14 protein-coding genes are annotated in these 17,809 nt (G+C 71.9%); 5 read left to right on the forward strand and 9 right to left on the reverse strand.

Annotated features, from left to right (window positions below; genetic code table 11):
- Positions 1 to 65 precede the first annotated feature (65 nt).
- A complete protein-coding gene (locus OG386_RS18150) occupies positions 66 to 1,829 on the forward strand; it encodes an acetyl/propionyl/methylcrotonyl-CoA carboxylase subunit alpha (RefSeq protein ID WP_328789035.1) in 1,764 nt (587 codons plus the stop codon).
- Between the two features lie 103 nt (positions 1,830 to 1,932).
- Here OG386_RS18150 and OG386_RS18155 read toward each other — a convergent pair whose 3' ends face one another.
- A complete protein-coding gene (locus tag OG386_RS18155; protein ID WP_266604239.1) occupies positions 1,933 to 2,883 on the reverse strand; it encodes a DeoR/GlpR family DNA-binding transcription regulator in 951 nt (316 codons plus the stop codon).
- A 175-nt stretch (positions 2,884 to 3,058) separates the two neighbouring features.
- On the reverse strand, positions 3,059 to 4,498 hold the full coding sequence (locus tag OG386_RS18160; protein ID WP_030012229.1) for an NAD(P)H-quinone dehydrogenase: 1,440 nt from the start codon (positions 4,496 to 4,498) through the stop codon (positions 3,059 to 3,061).
- Between the two features lie 173 nt (positions 4,499 to 4,671).
- On the opposite strand from OG386_RS18160, the gene OG386_RS18165 reads away from it, so the two are divergent.
- The 3 genes from OG386_RS18165 (at position 4,672) to OG386_RS18175 (ending at position 7,900) form a co-directional block, all read left to right on the forward strand.
- Entirely contained in the window at positions 4,672 to 5,109 is a 438-nt protein-coding gene (locus OG386_RS18165) for a gamma-glutamylcyclotransferase (protein WP_328789036.1), read from the forward strand.
- A 297-nt stretch (positions 5,110 to 5,406) separates the two neighbouring features.
- Positions 5,407 to 6,213 carry a purine-nucleoside phosphorylase gene (locus OG386_RS18170; protein ID WP_030012483.1) on the forward strand — a complete coding sequence of 269 codons (807 nt, stop codon included), beginning with the start codon at positions 5,407 to 5,409 and terminating at the stop codon, positions 6,211 to 6,213.
- 28 nt (positions 6,214 to 6,241) lie between these two features.
- Complete coding sequence (locus OG386_RS18175; protein WP_328789037.1) at positions 6,242 to 7,900, forward strand: phospho-sugar mutase; 1,659 nt, start codon at positions 6,242 to 6,244, stop codon at positions 7,898 to 7,900.
- A gap of 462 nt (positions 7,901 to 8,362) precedes the next feature.
- Here the strand turns inward: OG386_RS18175 and OG386_RS18180 are convergent, their stop codons facing one another.
- Genes OG386_RS18180 through afsQ1 form a run of 3 tightly spaced genes read right to left on the reverse strand, consistent with a single transcriptional unit; the run spans position 8,363 to position 11,122 of the window.
- Positions 8,363 to 8,968, reverse strand: a complete 606-nt coding sequence (locus OG386_RS18180; RefSeq protein ID WP_328793286.1) for a hypothetical protein — start codon at positions 8,966 to 8,968, stop codon at positions 8,363 to 8,365.
- On the reverse strand, positions 8,961 to 10,391 hold the full coding sequence (locus OG386_RS18185; RefSeq protein ID WP_328793287.1) for a sensor histidine kinase: 1,431 nt from the start codon (positions 10,389 to 10,391) through the stop codon (positions 8,961 to 8,963). The genes OG386_RS18180 and OG386_RS18185 overlap by 8 nt, the downstream gene beginning before the upstream one ends.
- A gap of 53 nt (positions 10,392 to 10,444) precedes the next feature.
- Positions 10,445 to 11,122: a two-component system response regulator AfsQ1 gene (afsQ1, locus tag OG386_RS18190; protein ID WP_063754818.1), complete on the reverse strand. Its 678-nt coding sequence runs from the start codon at positions 11,120 to 11,122 to the stop codon at positions 10,445 to 10,447.
- A 189-nt stretch (positions 11,123 to 11,311) separates the two neighbouring features.
- On the opposite strand from afsQ1, the gene OG386_RS18195 reads away from it, so the two are divergent.
- Positions 11,312 to 12,010: a SigE family RNA polymerase sigma factor gene (locus tag OG386_RS18195; protein ID WP_327383605.1), complete on the forward strand. Its 699-nt coding sequence runs from the start codon at positions 11,312 to 11,314 to the stop codon at positions 12,008 to 12,010.
- A 154-nt stretch (positions 12,011 to 12,164) separates the two neighbouring features.
- Here the strand turns inward: OG386_RS18195 and OG386_RS18200 are convergent, their stop codons facing one another.
- Genes OG386_RS18200 through OG386_RS18215 form a run of 4 tightly spaced genes read right to left on the reverse strand, consistent with a single transcriptional unit; the run spans position 12,165 to position 17,508 of the window.
- Entirely contained in the window at positions 12,165 to 13,235 is a 1,071-nt protein-coding gene (locus OG386_RS18200; RefSeq protein WP_328789038.1) for a C40 family peptidase, read from the reverse strand.
- A 41-nt stretch (positions 13,236 to 13,276) separates the two neighbouring features.
- On the reverse strand, positions 13,277 to 13,759 hold the full coding sequence (locus OG386_RS18205) for a poly-gamma-glutamate biosynthesis protein PgsC/CapC (RefSeq protein ID WP_030009641.1): 483 nt from the start codon (positions 13,757 to 13,759) through the stop codon (positions 13,277 to 13,279).
- Positions 13,756 to 15,243 (reverse strand): poly-gamma-glutamate synthase PgsB, encoded by a 1,488-nt coding sequence (gene pgsB, locus OG386_RS18210; protein ID WP_328789039.1) that lies wholly within the window; start codon positions 15,241 to 15,243, stop codon positions 13,756 to 13,758. Before pgsB ends, OG386_RS18205 begins: the two co-directional genes overlap by 4 nt.
- 6 nt (positions 15,244 to 15,249) lie before the next feature.
- Entirely contained in the window at positions 15,250 to 17,508 is a 2,259-nt protein-coding gene (locus OG386_RS18215; protein WP_328789041.1) for a HAMP domain-containing protein, read from the reverse strand.
- Between the last annotated feature and the right edge of the window lie 301 nt (positions 17,509 to 17,809).

Below are 17,809 nucleotides of genomic sequence, written 5' to 3' on the forward strand. Positions count from 1 at the left end.
GGGGAAGGGTCGAAAGGCCGTGTGGGCTGTCCCTAAACTCAGCTTGTTTCAAGGAGGGAGCCATCGTGCGCAAGGTGCTCATCGCCAACCGTGGCGAAATCGCTGTCCGCGTTGCTCGGGCCTGCCGGGACGCCGGGATCGGAAGCGTAGCCGTCTACGCCGATCCGGACCGGGACGCTCTGCACGTCCGCGCGGCCGACGAAGCTTTCGCGTTGGGCGGTGACACCCCGGCCGCCAGCTACCTGGACATCTCCAAGGTCCTCCAGGCCGCAGCCGACTCCGGTGCGGACGCCATCCATCCCGGATACGGCTTCCTCTCCGAGAACGCCGACTTCGCCCAGGCCGTGATCGACGCCGGTCTGACCTGGATCGGTCCGCCGCCGCAGGCCATCCGTGACCTCGGCGACAAGGTGGCCGCCCGTCACATCGCCCAGCGCGCCGGGGCGCCGCTGGTCGCCGGTACGCCGGACCCGGTTTCCGGATCCGAGGAGGTCGTCGCCTTCGCCAAGGAGCACGGCCTGCCGATCGCCATCAAGGCGGCCTTCGGTGGTGGCGGTCGCGGCCTGAAGGTCGCCCGCACCCTCGAAGAGGTGCCGGAGCTCTACGAATCCGCCGTCCGTGAGGCCGTCGCCGCCTTCGGCCGCGGCGAGTGCTTCGTCGAGCGCTACCTCGACAAGCCGCGCCACGTCGAGACCCAGTGCCTGGCCGACTCGCACGGCAACGTCGTCGTCGTGTCGACCCGTGACTGCTCCCTCCAGCGCCGCCACCAGAAGCTCGTGGAGGAGGCCCCCGCGCCGTTCCTGAGCGAGGCTCAGAACGCGGAGCTGTACGCCGCCTCCAAGGCCATCCTGAAGGAAGCCGGCTACGTCGGCGCCGGCACCGTCGAGTTCCTCGTCTCCGCCGACGGCCTGATCTCCTTCCTGGAGGTCAACACCCGCCTCCAGGTCGAGCACCCGGTCACCGAAGAGGTCTCCGGCATCGACCTGGTCCGCGAGATGTTCCGCATCGCCGACGGCGAGGAGCTCGGCTACGGCGACCCGGTCCTGCGCGGTCACTCCATCGAGTTCCGCATCAACGGCGAGGACCCGGGCCGCGGCTTCCTCCCGGCGCCCGGCACGGTGACGAAGTTCGCCGCGCCGTCGGGCCCGGGCGTCCGCCTCGACGCGGGCGTCGAGTCCGGCTCCGTGATCGGCCCGGCCTGGGACTCGCTCCTGGCCAAGCTGATCGTCACCGGTGCCACCCGCGAGCAGGCCCTGCAGCGCGCCGCCCGCGCGCTCGCCGAGTTCGAGGTCGAGGGCATGGCCACGGCCATCCCCTTCCACCGTGCGGTCGTCGCCGACCCGGCGTTCGCCCCCACCGACGGCAGCCCCTTCACCGTCTTCACCCGGTGGATCGAGACCGAGTTCGTCAACGAGATCCCGGCGTTCACGGCTCCGGCCGCGGACGACACCGAGGACGAGCCGGGCCGCGAGACGGTGGTCGTCGAGGTCGGCGGCAAGCGCCTCGAAGTCTCGCTCCCGTCGTCCCTCGGCATGACCCTGGCCCGCACGGCCGCCGCCGGTGGCGCGAAGCCGAAGCGCCGCGCGGCCAAGAAGTCCGGCCCGGCCGCCTCCGGCGACACCCTCGCCTCCCCGATGCAGGGCACGATCGTCAAGGTCGCGGTCGAGGAGGGCCAGCAGGTCAACGAGGGCGACCTGGTCGTCGTACTCGAAGCCATGAAGATGGAGCAGCCGCTGAACGCGCACCGCTCCGGCACCGTCGTCGGCCTCAGCGCCGAGGTCGGCGGGTCCGTCACCTCGGGCGCCACGATCTGCGAGATCAAGGACTGACGTCCCGCAACACCTCGAATGCCGGCGGGGCTGAACCCTTCAGCCCCGCCGGCATTTTGAGGCGCGGAGTCCTGGGCGGAGCCCCGGCACACGGCCCCCGGGGCTAGCGGCGGCGCATGTCGGCCACGCGTGCCCGCTCCGCCTGCGGCTCCAGCATCCCGCCGGCCGCACTGCGCAGCTGCGCCGTCGGCCCGCCCCGCCGCTGCACCGGCAACGGCGACTCGCGGCGGGGCCGCCGCCCCTGCATCCCGTCCATGCCGCCGGAGGCCACGGCCCCGCCGGCCACGGTGATCTGCACGCCCTGGTCCGCCAGCGCCTGCAGCTCCGTACCCGCCCGGTCGTCGTGCGGCGGCGGCTCGTCCGTCACCAGCCGCGTCATCACGTCGGTGGGCACGGTCTGGAACATGGTGTCGGTACCGAGCTTCGTGTGGTCGGCCAGCACCACCACCTCCGCCGCCGCCTGCACCAGCGCCCGGTCCACGCTGGCGGACAGCATGTTGGACGTGGACAGCCCGCGCTCGGCGGTCAGACCGCTGCCCGACAGGAAGGCCCGCGAGACCCGCAGCCCTTGGAGGGACTGTTCGGCTCCGCTGCCCACGAGGGCGTAGTTGGACCCGCGCAGGGTGCCGCCGGTCATGACCACCTCCACCCGGTTCGCGTGGGCCAGGGCCTGGGCGACGAGCAGCGAGTTGGTGACGACGGTCAGGCCGGGCACGCGGGCGAGCCGGCGGGCCAGCTCCTGGGTCGTGGTGCCCGCGCCGACGACGACGGCCTCGCCCTCTTCGACGAGGGAGGCCGCGACATCGGCAATGGCGGTCTTCTCCGCCGTCGCGAGATGGGACTTTTGCGGAAAGCCGGACTCCCGCGTGAAACCGCCCGGCAAGACCGCACCGCCGTGTCGGCGGTCGAGGAGTCCTTCTGCCTCCAGTGCCCGCACGTCCCGCCGTACGGTCACTTCGGAGGTCTGGACGACGCGGGCGAGCTCCCGGAGCGATACCGCTCCGTTGGCCCGCACCATTTCGAGGATCAATTGGCGACGTTCTGCAGCGAACACGAAACTGACAGTAACGCCAACGACCGTCTGCTTTCAGCTCTTTACGCCGGAATACCGAAGTTGTCCATAAGGTGGGGCGGCTAGTGGTATACGCGGCCCGAGAGTTGCGTGAACATCTCGCCACGAAACCGCGCCCCGCCCCAAACCCCTTATGGCGTGCGGCGGTTAGCGGGGCTCACGCCTCGCCCGCGGCCTTCCGCGTGTGCAGCTGGCGGGCCACCTCGGCGATCGAGCCCGAGAGCGAGGGGTACACGGTGAACGCTTTTGCGATCTGCTCGACCGTCAGATTGTTGTCGACGGCGATCGAGATGGGGTGGATCAGCTCGCTCGCACGCGGGGAGACGACTACGCCGCCGACGACGATGCCGGTGCCCGGACGGCAGAACAGCTTCACGAAGCCGTCCCGGATGCCCTGCATCTTGGCGCGCGGGTTGCGCAGCAGCGGGAGCTTCACCACGCGGGCGTCGATCTTGCCGGCGTCCACGTCCGCCTGGGTGTAGCCGACGGTGGCGATCTCGGGGTCGGTGAAGACGTTCGAGGAGACCGTCTTGAGGTTCAGCGGGGCCACCGCGTCACCGAGGAAGTGGTACATCGCGATGCGACCCTGCATCGCCGCGACCGACGCGAGCGCGAAGACGCCCGTGACGTCACCGGCGGCGTACACGCCGGGCGCGGAGGTGCGCGAGACCTTGTCGGTCCAGATGTGCCCGGAGTCCTTGAGCCGGACCCCGGACTCCTCCAGGTTCATGTTCTTGGTGTTGGGGATGGCGCCGACCGCCATCAGGCAGTGCGTACCGGTCAGCACGCGGCCGTCGGAGAGGGTGACCTCGACCCGGTCGCCCACCCGCTTGGCGGATTCGGCGCGCGAGCGCCCGACGACGTTCATGCCGCGGCGCCGGAAGACGTCCTCCAGCACGGCGGCGGCGTCCGGGTCCTCGCCGGGCAGCACGCGGTCGCGGGAGGACACGAGGGTCACCCGGGAGCCGAGGGCCTGGTACGCGCCGGCGAACTCGGCGCCGGTCACGCCGGAGCCGACCACGATGAGCTCCTCGGGGAGCTCGTCGAGGTCGTAGACCTGGGTCCAGTTCAGGATCCGCTCGCCGTCGGGCATGGCGTCGGGGATCTCGCGGGGGGTGCCGCCGGTCGCGATCAGCACCGCGTCCGCGGTCAGGATCGTCTCGGACCCGTCGGCGGCGGTGACGATGACGTCCCGGGTGCCGTCGATGCCCTGCGGTCCGCCGAGCTTGCCGCGGCCGCGCACCACGCGGGCGCCGGCCCGGGTGACGGAGGCGGTGATGTCGTGCGACTGGGCGAGCGCGAGGCGCTTGACGCGCCGGTTCACCTTGCCGAGGTCCACGCCGACGACGCGCGCGGCCTGCTCGATGTGCGGGGTGTCGTCCGCGACGACGATGCCGAGCTCCTCGTACGAGGAGTCGAAGGTCGTCATCACCTCTGCGGTCGCGATCAGAGTCTTGGAAGGTACGCAGTCGGTCAGGACCGAAGCCCCACCCAGACCGTCGCAGTCGACGACGGTCACCTCCGCGCCGAGCTGGGCCCCCACCAGGGCTGCCTCATACCCGCCGGGTCCGCCGCCGATGATCACGATCCGGGTCACGAAAAGTCCGCCTCACGTCTACCCGGCCGGCTGCCGCCCCGGCCGGTGTTCCGGGGGGTCTCCCCGGGGGATGCATTCCGTGCTCCATTGTCCCGCACGGTTCAAGGTGCTTCGCGCCCGGTCCCTCCATCCGGGCACGCGTGCACCGGCACCCCTCCCGTACTCTCGACTCCATGTCGCTCTACGCCGCGTACGCCGGCAACCTCGACCCGCGGCTGATGACGCGCCGCGCTCCGCATTCGCCGCTGCGCGGCACGGGCTGGATCAACGACTGGCGGCTGACCTTCGGCGGCGAGCAGATGGGCTGGGAAGGGGCTCTCGCCACGATCGTCGAAGCCCCGCGCCAGCAGGTCTTCGTCGCCCTGTACGACATCGCGCCGCTGGACGAGGACTCGATGGACCGCTGGGAGGGTGTCGGACTCGACATCTACCGCCGGATGCGGGTGCGCGTGCACACGCTGGACGGCGAGGAGGCGGCCTGGGTGTACGTCCTGAACGGCTACGAGGGCGGTCTGCCCTCGGCCCGCTACCTGGGCGAGATCGCGGATGCCGCCGAGTCCGCGGGCGCTCCCCACGACTACGTGATGGAAATCCGCAAGCGCCCCTGCTGATCCCCACACCCAGCCCCGCCGGCGTTTGAGGCGCGGGGCCCGGGGCGGAGCCCCACACCCAGCCCCGCCGGCGTTTGAGGCGCGGGGCCCCACACCCAGCCCCGCCGGCGTTTGAGGCGCGGGGTCCGGGGCGGAGCCCCGGTCTTTGAGGCCTGCCCCCGCCTGCGGCGCCGCAGGCGGGCCGCGGCCCCCGCCACCCCCGCGGGGACGTTTGGGCGGAAACGACAAGGCAACGATCCGAACACCGTGAGCTGTGCCATCTACGCGCGTAGCCGGAAAGCGGTTACGCTCGTCCGCGTGAACGCATCTGTTACCGACCCCTTCGCCGCCGCCGACGCCGCAGCCGCCCGCCTGCGTGAGCTGACCGGCGTGGACACCCACGATGTCGCCCTCGTCATGGGCTCCGGATGGGCCCCCGCCGCAGAGGCGCTCGGCGCCCCCGAGGCCGAGTTCCTCGTCACCGAGCTGCCCGGCTTCCCGCCCGCCGCCGTCGAGGGCCACGGCGGCAAGATCCGCTCGTACAAGATCGGCGACAAGCGCGCGCTGGTCTTCCTCGGCCGGACCCACTACTACGAGGGCCGCGGCGTCGCCGCCGTCGCCCACGGCGTGCGCACCGCCGTCGCCGCCGGCTGCAAGACCGTCGTGCTGACCAACGGCTGCGGCGGTCTGCGCGAGGGCATGAAGCCCGGCCAGCCCGTCCTGATCAGCGACCACCTCAACCTGACGGCCACCTCGCCGATCGTCGGCGCGAACTTCGTCGACCTCACCGACCTGTACTCGCCGCGCCTGCGCGCGATGTGCAAGGAGATCGACGCGAGCCTCGAAGAGGGCGTCTACGTCCAGTTCCCCGGCCCGCACTACGAGACCCCGGCCGAGATCAACATGATCCGCGTCATGGGCGCCGACCTGGTCGGCATGTCCACCGTCCTGGAGGCCATCGCCGCCCGTGAGGCCGGCGCCGAGGTGCTCGGCATCTCCCTGGTCACCAACCTGGCGGCGGGCCTGTCCGGCGAGCCGCTGAACCACGAAGAGGTCCTCCAGGCCGGCCGTGACTCGGCCGCCCGCATGGGCACGCTGCTGACGCAGGTCCTCGCCCGCATCTGATCGACGTACGAGAGCTAAGGCGGAAGCAGTGCAGGAACAGGCACAGGCACAGGACGACCTGATCATCCGGGCGCAGGCCTGGCTGGCCGAGGACCCGGACCCGGAGACGGCCGCGGAACTGTCCGCGCTCATCGAGGCCGGCGACACCGCGGAGCTCGCGGACCGTTTCTCGGGCACCCTGCAGTTCGGCACCGCCGGACTGCGCGGTGAGATCGGCGCCGGCCCGATGCGGATGAACCGCGGCGTGGTCATCCGGGCCGCGGCGGGCCTCGCGGCCTACCTGAAGGCCCAGGGCCACGACGGCGGCCTGGTCGTCGTCGGCTACGACGCCCGCTACAAGTCGGCGGACTTCGCCCGCGACACCGCGGCCGTCATGACCGGCGCCGGGCTGCGCGCGGCCCTCCTGCCCCGCCCGCTGCCGACGCCCGTCCTCGCGTACGCGATAAGGCACCTCGGCGCCGTCGCCGGCGTCGAGGTGACCGCGAGCCACAACCCGCCCCGGGACAACGGCTACAAGGTCTACCTCGGCGACGGCTCGCAGATCGTCTCCCCGGCCGACACCGAGATCGCGGCGCAGATCGCGGCGGTCGAGAAGCTGGCCGACGTACCGCGCCCGGAGTCCGGCTGGCAGGAGCTCGGCGACGAGGTCCTGGAGGCGTACCTGGCGCGCACGGACGCCGTCCTGACCCCCGGCTCCCCCCGGGGCGTGCGGACCGTCTACACGGCCATGCACGGCGTCGGCAAGGACGTCGTCATGGCGGCCTTCGCCCGGCACGGCTTCCCGGAGCCGGTGCTCGTCGCCGAGCAGGCCGAGCCCGACCCGGCCTTCCCGACGGTGGCGTTCCCGAACCCGGAGGAGCCGGGCGCGATGGACCTGGCCTTCGCGAAGGCCGCCGAGGTCCAGCCCGACATCGTGATCGCCAACGACCCCGACGCGGACCGCTGCGCCGTGGCCGTGCCCACCGCGGACGGGTGGCGGATGCTGCGCGGCGACGAGGTCGGCGCGCTGCTGGCGGCCCACCTGGTCCACAAGGGTGCTCGCGGCGTCTTCGCCGAGTCCATCGTCTCCTCCAGCCTCCTGGGCCGGATCGCGGAGGCGGCGGGCGTCGGCTACGAGGAGACCCTCACCGGCTTCAAGTGGATCGCCCGCGTCGAGGGCCTGCGCTACGGCTACGAGGAGGCGCTCGGCTACTGCGTGGACCCCGAGGGCGTCCGCGACAAGGACGGCGTCACCGCCGCCCTGCTGGTGGCGGAGCTGGCCTCGGTGCTCAAGGAGCAGGGCCGCACCCTGACCGACCTGCTGGACGACCTGGCGATGGCCCACGGCCTGCACGCCACGGACCAGCTGTCGGTGCGCGTCTCGGACCTGTCGATCATCGCCGACGCGATGGCGGCGCTGCGCGCGCAGCCACCGGTGTCGCTGGCGGGTCTGCGGGTGGTCTCGGCGGAGGACCTGTCCAAGGGCACGGAGAGCCTCCCGCCCACGGACGGCCTGCGCTACTACCTGGACGGCGAGTACAAGGCCCGGGTCATCGCCCGCCCGTCGGGTACCGAGCCGAAGCTGAAGTGCTACCTGGAGGTCGTGGTCCCGGTGGCCGAGGCCTCCGACCTGGCGGCGGCCCGCGTCCGCGGCCAGGAGGTCCTGGACGCGATCAAGAAGGACCTCTCCGCGGCCATGGGCATCTGATCCCGCCGGCGCGTCCCGCGCGCCTCGGCCCGGGGGGCCTCACCGGCTTCGCGCCACCGTGCCGGACTCCGTCCGTCGGGCACGGGGCCGGGGCTTAGGCCCCCTGTCCGGCCCGGTCCCGCCCCGTCCGGCGGGACCGGGCCTCTTACTTGCTCCCCCCTCGGCCCCTTGAGCTCCGGCTCGGGGGCCGTCGGCGTTCTCGGACGGCCCCAGCGGGACGGAACGTCGGCCGCACCGCGCAGAAGTGCCTGGCCTCCCCGCGACCGGGACCGGCGCAACGCCTCTGCCGCGACCAGGGCGGTCCGCACACAGGCCGAAAGCCGACGCAACGGCGCGAAGCCTCCCCCGCGACCGGGGCCGACCGCACGCCGGTCGGAGGCCGGCGCAGCCGCGCGAGCGGGGCGTCGAGGGGAGTGCGGGGCGTCGAGGAGGGGTGCGGGGCGTCGAGAGGTGTGCCGGGCGTCAGGAAGGAGTGGGCGTCGGGCGGACCAGTTCGCCCAGCGTCGGCACCGACTCCGGCCGCGAACGGACCGCCTCCGTGCACTCCCACGCCCGCGGCGGATCCACGTCCGGCCCGCCCAGGATCACCGGGCCCGGGGTCGCCTTCAGGGCCTCGCTGCCCGCGAGCGTGCACACGATCTGCGAGAGCGCCACCGGCGGCAGGTCCTCCGGTTTGCGGCTGAGCCGCACCGTGCCCGCCGGATCGCCCGCCCTCGGCACTCCCGCGGACAGCCCGATCGGGACCTCGCTCGTGAAGCCGGCGTCCCGCTCCTCCGTGCTCGGCGTCCGCTCCAGCGCTTCCAGCAGCCCCTGCGCGACCAGCGCCAGGGGGTCCCGTACGGGCTTCTTCTCGGGCACCGGAACCACTCGCTCCACGCCCACCAGCTGCGATCCGCAAACCAGTTCCACGGTGGCCCGGAAGCCCTGTACCCCGCTCGGCTGCTCCTGCGTGTCGCACGACACCCGCGACGGTGCCGGGCCCACGTCCACCGGCACGGTCGTCGCCCTGATCCCACACGCCGACGTCGCGAGCAACAGGACCGCGACCACCGGCAGCGCCCTACGCATCCTCGTCACCCGCGATCACCTTTCCCACGTCCACCGGCAGCCGCAGCGTGAACAGCGCCCCGCCGCCCGCCACGTTGGCGGCCGTGATGTCGCCGCCGTGGATGTGCGCGTTCTCCATGGCGATCGACAGGCCGAGCCCGCTGCCGTCCGACTTCGGCCGCGACGCGCTCGCCTTGTAGAAGCGGTCGAAGACGTGCGGCAGGACCTCCTCGGGGATGCCCGGACCGTTGTCCTGCACCGCGATCACCAGCCACTCCCCCTCCACCGTCACCGACACCCGTACCGGCGAGCCGCCGTGCTTGAGGGCGTTGCCGATCAGGTTGGCGAGGATGACGTCGAGGCGGCGCGGGTCGAGGCGGACCACGATGCCCCGCTCGGCGTCGAGTTCGACCGCATCGAGCCAGGCCCGGGCGTCGATGCAGGCCGTGACCTGGTCGGCGACGTTCACGTCGTCCAGCACCAGCCTGGCCGTACCCGCGTCGAAGCGGGTGACTTCCATCAGGTTCTCCACCAGATCGTTGAGGCGGCGCGTCTCGCTGACGACGAGGGCCACGGCCGGTGCGATCATCGGATCGAGGTCGTCGACCTCTTCCTCCAGCACCTCGGCCACCGCCGTCAGCGCGGTCAGCGGCGTCCGCAGCTCGTGCGACATGTCGGCGACGAAGCGCCGGCTCGACTCCTCCCGCGCGCTCATGTCGGCGACCTTCTTCTCCAGCGCTTCGGCCGTCTTGTTGAAGGTGTGCGACAGGTCGGCGAGTTCGTCCGTGCCCGACACGTCGAGGCGGTGGTCCAGCTCGCCCTCGCCGAGCCGCCGCGCCGCGTCCCCGAGCCGCTGCACGGGCTTGAGCACGGTACGGGCCGCGGCCTGCGCCAGCAGGGCGGAGCCGAGCAGCGCGAGACCGGTGGCGATGGTCAGCGACCAGCCGAGCGCGTTCAGGTCGTCCCGCTCCTGCGCCAGGGACTTGGACATGTAGCCGGTGAGCCCGCCGCCGACGATCCGCGTCCCGCCGATCAGGTACGGATTGCCGTGCGGCTTCGTCCGCTGCCAGTACACGTGGTACTCGGAGTCGTTCGCGGCGGTGGTCTTCTGCCGGTCGTTGACCGCGTTCTGCAAGGACTTCGGTACGTTGGCCAGCCCGAAGGAGTCGGGCCCCGCCGCGCCGAAGACCTGCCGGTTGTCCTTGCCCACCTGCACCAGCAGCACGCTGTATCCGGGGCTGCTGCCCGCCATCAGTTCGGCGGTGCGCTGCAGCTCCTCGGCGGTGGGGTCGGCGGGCAGCGCGGCGGCACGGTTCTGCATCTCCTGCCGGAAGTCGCCGAGTGCCGCGTCCTGGACGCGGGTGAGGACGGCCTCGCGGTTGAGCCAGTAGGCGATGCCGGAGGCCGAGACGGCGGCCGTGAGCGCGACCAGGGAGAACACCATGAGGAGCCGCAGCCGCAGGCTGGTCCAGCGCCGGCCCGCGAGCAACGCCCGGATCACTGTGGGGAGTCCAGGCGGTAGCCGACGCCCCGGACGGTACGGATCAAGGTCGGCGAGGACGGCACGTCCTCGACCTTGGCGCGCAGCCGCTGCACGCAGGCGTCGACGAGCCGCGAGTCACCGAGGTAGTCGTGCTCCCAGACCAGCCGCAGCAGCTGCTGGCGCGAGAGCGCCTGCCCGGGCCGGCGGCTCAGTTCGAGCAGCAGCCGCAGCTCGGTCGGCGTGAGCTGCAGGTCCTCGCCGTTCTTCGTCACGGTCATGGCGGCCCGGTCGATGACCAGGGAGCCGAAGCTCGCCGAATCGCTCGACTCGCGCTCGCCGCGGCGCAGTACGGCCCGGATCCGGGCGTCGAGGACCCGGCCCTGGACGGGCTTGACCACGTAGTCGTCGGCTCCGGACTCCAAGCCGACGACCACGTCGATGTCATCGCTGCGCGCGGTGAGCAGGATGATCGGCAGCTGGTCGGTGCGGCGGATCCGCCGGCACACCTCGAAGCCGTCGATCCCGGGCAGCATCACGTCCAGCACGATCAGATCCGGCCGCTGCTCGCGCAGCAGTTTCAGGCCGTCCTCGCCCGTCGCCGCAGTGGCCACACGGTGGCCCTGGCGAGACAGGGAGAGTTCGAGGGCCGTGCGGATGGCGTCGTCGTCCTCGATCAGCAACAGGAAAGGCACGGGCTCATTCTGTCCCATCGGCCGTCGGGAGTTCGACCGTCGTGCGACGTGATCCTGTCGGGGCCCTGTCAGAAGTCGCTGTGACACGGCTGTGACAGTCGACGGACACCGCGGTTAAGTCGGCCGGGCAATCTTTTCATCAACGCACGACGGACCGAAGCAGAGACACTCCACGACGGGGGGCGCGAGATGAACACGCTGCACAGCACCACGACCAGCGCGGTCGTCACGCGGCTGCACGATGTGAACCGCCGGGCGGGTGTCCGTACGGTGGCGGTCGCCCGTCCCCGGCCGGCCCACGTCGTAGCCATTGACGCAAACCAGTACCAGGCGGTTCCCGCCGCCGAGCAGGCTCCTTCCTCCACCTCGGAGGCGGAGTTCACGGCGTACGTCCAGGAGCGGCGCGCCGCCCTGTACGCGACGGCCTTCCACCTCACCGGCGACCGGTACGAGGCCGAGGACCTGCTGCAGAGCGCGCTGTTCTCCACCTACCGCGCCTGGGACCGGATCAGCGACAAGGCGGCCGTCGGCGGGTACCTGCGCCGCACGATGACGAACCTGCACATCAGCGCGTGGCGTCGGCGGAAGCTGAACGAGTACCCGACGGAGGAGCTGCCGGAGACGGCCTCCGACACGGACGCGATGCGCGGTACGGAGCTGCGCGCGGTGCTGTGGCAGGCCCTGACCCGGATCCCGGAGCCGCAGCGCACGATGCTGGTGCTCCGCTACTACGAGGGCCGCACGGACCCGGAGATCGCCGAGATCCTCGGCATCAGCGTCGGCACGGTGAAGTCGAGCATCTGGCGCTCGCTGCGCCGCCTGCGGGAGGACGAGGCGCTCAGCTTCGGCCGTGACGAGGCGGAGTCCTTCGAGGAGCTCGTCGCGTAACGCGGCACACACAAAAGCCATCGGGCCAGGGGGCCCGTCCTACGGGGGTGGGACGGGGGTCGCGGGGGGAAAAGGCGGGATCAAGCGGACGGGGGTCCGCCTGATCCCGCCTTTTCGCATGTCCGTGCGCGCGCGGGCTGCACGGACGGCCGGGTCACAGGCGCTTGGCGCTGCGCAGGGCGGCGGCGTAGTAGCCGTTGCCGTCGAGTCGGGAGGCGCCGCCCTTGTCGCCGATGGTGGGGCCGTTGGCCTCTTCACGGCTCGATATGAAGATCTTGTGCCCCTCGGTGTCGTTGCCGAGGTACATGCCGGTGTGGTCCAGACGGTCGCCGGTGCGCGCGTCGAGCTTGAAGAACACCAGGTCGCCCGGCTGGAGGACGTCGACGGAGGCCGGCCGGTCCTGCGGGCCGACGCCCTTGAGGGGCAGGATGTCCACGCCGGTCTTCGAGCGGGCCATTCCGTTGGCGGTGCGCGGCAGTCCGTTGCCGCCGGTGTCGGAGGCCATGAGGGGGAAGCGGCCGCGGTAGCCGAAGACCGTGCGGATGAATCCGGAGCAGTCCAGGGCCCGGTGCTTGACCTTCTCCGGTGTTTCCGTGGTGCCGTTGCGGAAGGTGTACGGGATGCCGAGGTAGTCGTAGAAGTCCGACTGCTCCAGGCGGAGGTCGTTGCCCACGGAGCCCTTCGGGTTGAGCGGCCCGAAAGCCGCGTCGCCAGCGTACTGGACGCCGGCCGCGTCCTTCTTGACCGGTGCCTGGTCCCCGTACTGGAAGGCGATGGCGAAGAGGTCGTCCTCCTCGCTCCCGTGGTACTTCTTGAACCAGTCCTGGAACCACTGCTCGCGTTCCGCGCCGTTGCGCCAGCTCTCCGGCAGCAGGCGGACCCAGTCGTCGGTGACGACGCGGGTCTTGGTGGTGGCCGGCTCGGTGAAGGTACGGCTCTTGCCGGTGAGCGACGCGGTGCGCGCGCCGTCCGTGAAGGTGGCGAGGACGGCGCCGTCGGCGCCCCGCAGGACCGAGCGCTGCGGGTTCTTCAGCCGCTCCCACTTCTGGGCGCCCTGCTGGGCGCCGGCCTGTTGCGCCTGGTCGGTGACGCGCAGCACGGCGGGGGCCTTGGCCTGCTCCTCCTTGCGCAACTCGTAGGTGAAGTACGCGCTGCCGGCCAGCAGGATCCCCACGACGGCGGCGTGCAGGACGGGGTGGGTGCGGCGGGCGGGCTTGGCGGTCATCGGTGCGCTCCGGGCGGTGCGGGTGGTCGGGCTGGCGTCGGTCAGGCGTGCGGCATGAAGCCGAGCAGGATGCCCGAGGTCAGGACGACGTACGTCATGAGGGTCGCGGAGCCGGTGGCGAGCAGCGTGGCGCCCTTGGGCTGGCGGACGAGCTGATAGGCGATCAGTCCGGGGACGATGAAGCCGAGGGTCTGGTTCGCGTACAGCAGGGGGAACTTCATCTGGAGCACGATCACGACCGTGGCCTGGAGGAGCACTCCGATGAGGACGACGGCCGCGAACAGGCGCTTGCCGTAGAGGATGACGAACTTCTGGGTGACGAGGGTGAGCGCGTACGTCAGGGCGGTGATGCCGACGACGAGCGCGGCGCGCTGCAGGTCCTCGATGAGGGTGAGCGCGAGCCAGCCGGGGGTGATCATGCCGCCGGGCGAGAGGTTCGTCGTCAGGTAGCACAGCAGGGAGAACAGCAGGCCCAGCGCGATGCCGATCGCGGCGATCTCGGGGGTGAGGACTGCGGGGATCAACGGGGGTCTCCTGGGCTCTGCCACTGCGGGTTCGGGTGGGGCTCGTACGGGCGGGGCGGCCAGGGCTCCCCGTACTGCTGCTGCGGGTAGGGGCCCTGGTGCCACTGCCCGTCCGGCTGCGGCGGGTGGACGTACTGCCGCGGCACGGGGGGCTGCGCGAACCGGGCTTCCTGGGCGGCGCTGAGGTCGGCGTACGGGTCGAGGTGCGGTACGTACAGCGGTGCCACGGGGGCGGCCTGCCGGGGTACGGGGGGCTCGCGGTCCGGGGCCGCCGCGGACGGTTCCTCCCGGTCGGGCTCGTCCTCGAAGCCGGGGAGTTCCGCCAGGTGTTCCAGGAGGATCTCGCCCTGGCCGTGGATGTTGCCGATGGCGACCAGGGAGGAGCTCTCGCCCAGGTGGCCGAGCAGCTCGTTCATGAACTCCTCGCCGTCGCGCTGGTCGCCGCCGAGGTCGACGGCGCGCCCGCGCCACTCGGCCGGGATCGCGTCGATGGCGCTCTTGGCCGGGTGCCCGATCACGAAGACCTTGTCGGGCATCAGGTCCGGGACGATCGCGCCCATCTGGCCGTTGCGCTCGACGCGGTCCGGGCGGCAGTTGATCACGACGTTGAGGGGGCGGTCGACGGCGCCGAGGTCGAGGAGCTGGTTGATGTTCATCAGCGTCGACTCGGGGTCGTTGGCGGCGAAGACGTTGGCGAAGCGGACCCGCTTGCCGCCGGGGGCCACGTACCGCTCGACGGAGAGCACGCCGGGGTCCGGCGGGGCGTCGTACATCCCCTGGAGGGCGGTCTCGCGGTCGACGCCGAGGAGCTCGGCGACGGTGAGCGCGATGGCGACGTTCTCCTTGAAGGTGAACCAGCTGAAGCCGCGCAGCTCGTCGTCGCTGACCGTGTCGGGGTCGGCGTAGACGAGCGTGCAGTTGCGCGCGTCGGCCTCCTCCTGGAGGACGTGGAAGCGCTCCTTCTCGGCGGTGACGCAGATCCCGCCGTGCGGCATCGAGCGCGACAGGGAGCGCGCGATGTCGTCGAGGGTGGGTCCCATCTCGGCGACGTGGTCCTCGCGGACGTTGCACAGGACGCCGATGGTCGACTGGATCAGCTTCGACTGGTTGATCTCCTGGAGCGCGGGCATGACCGCCATGCACTCCATGACCAGTGCGTGCGGCTGGTAGGCCGCGGCGCGCCGGACGATGCCGATCTGTTCGACGACGTTGGCGATGCCGAACTTCCGGTAGACGGGCTCCTCGGTGGCGTCCGGGTGGATGAAGCGGGCCGCGGTGCCGGTGGTCTTGGCGACCGTCAGCAGCCCGCCGCCGCGCAGGGCGCCCGCGCACAGCCGGGTGATGGAGCTCTTGCCGCGGATGCCGTTGACCAGCACCCGGTTCGGTATCTGCGCGAGGTTGGCGTAGTGCCGGCGCTGCTCGACGACGCCCGCGACGAGCATGACCAGGCAGCAGAAGAGCAGCACGCAGTAGAGGAAGAGCACGGGGGATCAGTTCCTTCCGGCCGGGGTGGCGCGGCCGGGCGTCCGGCCGGTGGTGCCGCCGGCGGCGTCCCGCTTGCGCTGCTCCAGCAGCTGCAGGCGGATGACTTCGAGGCTGCGGGTGACGGCGCCGACCTCGTCGTGGTGGGTCGGGTAGACGACGGTGCGGCGGTCGCCGTCGGCCAGGGCCTCCGCACGTCGGGCGAGGTCGCGCAGCGGCCGCACCACGATGATGTGGATCCAGCCGAGGCAGGCCACGGCGCCCGTGAGGCCGAGCAGTCCGGCCAGGACGGTGCGGTTCTGGGTGGTGTACGCGGGGATCTCCAGGCCCTTGGCCGGCTGCCAGGTGACGACGGTCCACTCCAGGGGCTGGGCCACGCCGCCGCCGGTCATCGGCGCCGCGGCGGCGATGGAGACGCCGCCGTCGCGGAGCAGGGCGCTCTTGGCGCGCGGTCCCTTGTCCGTCTTCTCCTCGGCGGCGCCCTTGCCGTCCGCGCCGCTCTTGTCGTTGGCGGAGCGCACCAGGGCGTCGAGCCCCGCGTCCGAGAGCGACGTGAAGGCCCGGTAGCCGTTGTTGCCGCCGATCACCCGGTGCTCCGCGTCGACGACGCGGACCTCGCCCAGGCCGGGCCGCTTGAGCAGGGCGTTGAGGAAGTCGATGCGCAGCTCGCCGACGACGGCGGCGCCGGCCAGGCCGGGAGCCTCGGCGTACTCGGTGATGACCGGCCGGTTGCCGCTGTCGACCAGGGTCACGGGCTGCTTCGAGGGGCCCTTGCCGGCGGGGTGGTGGGGCGTGCCGCCGGCGCGGGCCAGGACGGTGCCGTCGGCGCTCAGGACGTAGAGGGATTCGTAGCGTCCGTGCTGGGTCCGGGTGCGTTCCAGCAGCTTGGTCAGCTCGGCGGGCGTGGTCCCGTCGCTGATGACCGAGGCGACGGAGGTGAGGTCGGCGTGTCCTTCGTTGAGGGCGCGGCGTACCCGGTCGGCCAGGGTGTCGGTGCGTTCGCGCTGGTCCTCGACGACCGTCTTGGGCACGGCGACGGAGGCGCCCGCGCGGTTGAGCGTCAGCAGGAGCGGTGCCGACCACACCAGGAGCAGGATCCCGCACACCCCGAGGAGGGCGCGGGTCCCGATCCGGGCGCGGCGGCCCCGGCGGGGGCCGCCGGTTTCCGCTGCGGGCTCGCCGAGGAGCTGCCGGCGCAGCCGGTCGAGGGCGGCGCCGATGCGGGCGGCCTCGCCGTACTTCGGCACGGTGACCGGTCGGTGCAGGTCGCCGCGGCCGATCCGGCGGCTCTCCAGGAACAGCCGGAGCAGCGGGCGCTGCACGGTGGTCACGAGCAGGGCCACGGCCAGTGCTCCGAGCACCAGCAGGGCGGCGGACGCGGCGATCCAGAAGAAGGAGTCGACGGCGGCGGAGCGTTCCTCGGCGACGCCGACGAAGGAGACGACGGTGAGGCCGAGGGCGGACGCGTCGGTGCCCACGCCGGGCTGCGAACCGGTGAGCTTCGCGTAGCCGGCCACGGAGCGGTGACCGTCCTTGGAGTCCCCGAGCAGGCTGCCGCTGACGCCCGCGAAGCCGCCGGAGCCGGGCTCCTTGGCCTGGAGGGGGTGCTGCCCGGCCTTCTGGGCGACGGTCTTCGCGAACTTCCCGAGCTGCTTCTTCTCCTGCGCGGAACCGCCGATGCCGTCGCTGCCGAGGACCTGGCCGGAGGAGTCGAGGACGGCGATGGCGCGGGACCGGCCCAGGCTGATGCCCGGGACCTTCAGGCTGCTGGAGGCGACCAGGAGCTGCTGGGGGCGGTCGGGCCAGGACAGCAGGGCGAGGGTGAGCAGGCGGGTCTCGCCGTTCTCCAGCCGGACCATGCGGGGGGCGAGGCCGTTCTCCCCGTCGAGCGCGGTCAGGTCGAGGGCGGTCAGCGGGAGGTTCTCGCCGCGCTGCGCCTCCAGACGGCCCGACTTGATCTCGATCACGGCCGTGCCGCGCCACTTCTGGTAGACGCTGCCGAGCTTGTCGAGCACGGAGTCGGGCGAGACCGGTTCGCCGGAGCTGAACAGGGAGGCGGTCCTGCCGATGTCCGTGATGCTCTCGTCCAGGGAGGCGCGCAGGGCGATGGCGCCGTCCTCCGCGAAGTACTGCTGGGAGGTGAGGACCGCCGGCGGTACGGGCTCCCGGCCCACGTGTCCGAGTTGGAACGCGGTGAGGGCGGCGAGGGCCAGCAGCAGGGCGGACAGGGCGGCGATGGGCGGACGGATGCCGCCCAGCAGCGACATGTCAGCCCGAAGGCGGGTCCGGTGCCGCCTCGATCGCGACGCGGCCAACGCGGGCTCCTCTTCGTTCTGTCCTGGAGCCGGTGCGGCCTAGGGAGTGTGATGATCTGGGCTTGCGGGGCGCGCGGGGACTGCCGTGCGGGCCTCGGTGCGTCCGGGTCAGCGTGGGCCGGTCGGTCGGCGGGGCCCGGTGGCGGGCGAGCCGGTACGAAGAGCGGAGGGGCGAGAAGCGGAGCGCATCACTCCGTTATTTTCGTATGACTATGAGCGCTCCACTGACCAGGCGAATAACGATTGCGATTCT

This window comes from Streptomyces sp. NBC_00273 (genome assembly GCF_036178145.1).
Classification (GTDB): Bacteria; Actinomycetota; Actinomycetes; order Streptomycetales; family Streptomycetaceae; genus Streptomyces.

What these genes read in the sequence shown, in the direction of transcription:
- OG386_RS18185 (WP_328793287.1), bottom strand. Translation starts at nt 10,391, where the DNA reads ATGGTGTTCTCCCTGGTCGCGCTCACGGCCGCCGTCTCGGCCTCCGGC.
- OG386_RS18180 (WP_328793286.1), bottom strand. Translation starts at nt 8,968, where the DNA reads ATGCGTAGGGCGCTGCCGGTGGTCGCGGTCCTGTTGCTCGCGACGTCG.
- OG386_RS18215 (WP_328789041.1), bottom strand. Translation starts at nt 17,508, where the DNA reads ATGTCGCTGCTGGGCGGCATCCGTCCGCCCATCGCCGCCCTGTCCGCC.
- OG386_RS18165 (WP_328789036.1), top strand. Translation starts at nt 4,672, where the DNA reads ATGTCGCTCTACGCCGCGTACGCCGGCAACCTCGACCCGCGGCTGATG.
- OG386_RS18200 (WP_328789038.1), bottom strand. Translation starts at nt 13,235, where the DNA reads ATGACCGCCAAGCCCGCCCGCCGCACCCACCCCGTCCTGCACGCCGCC.
- OG386_RS18195 (WP_327383605.1), top strand. Translation starts at nt 11,312, where the DNA reads ATGAACACGCTGCACAGCACCACGACCAGCGCGGTCGTCACGCGGCTG.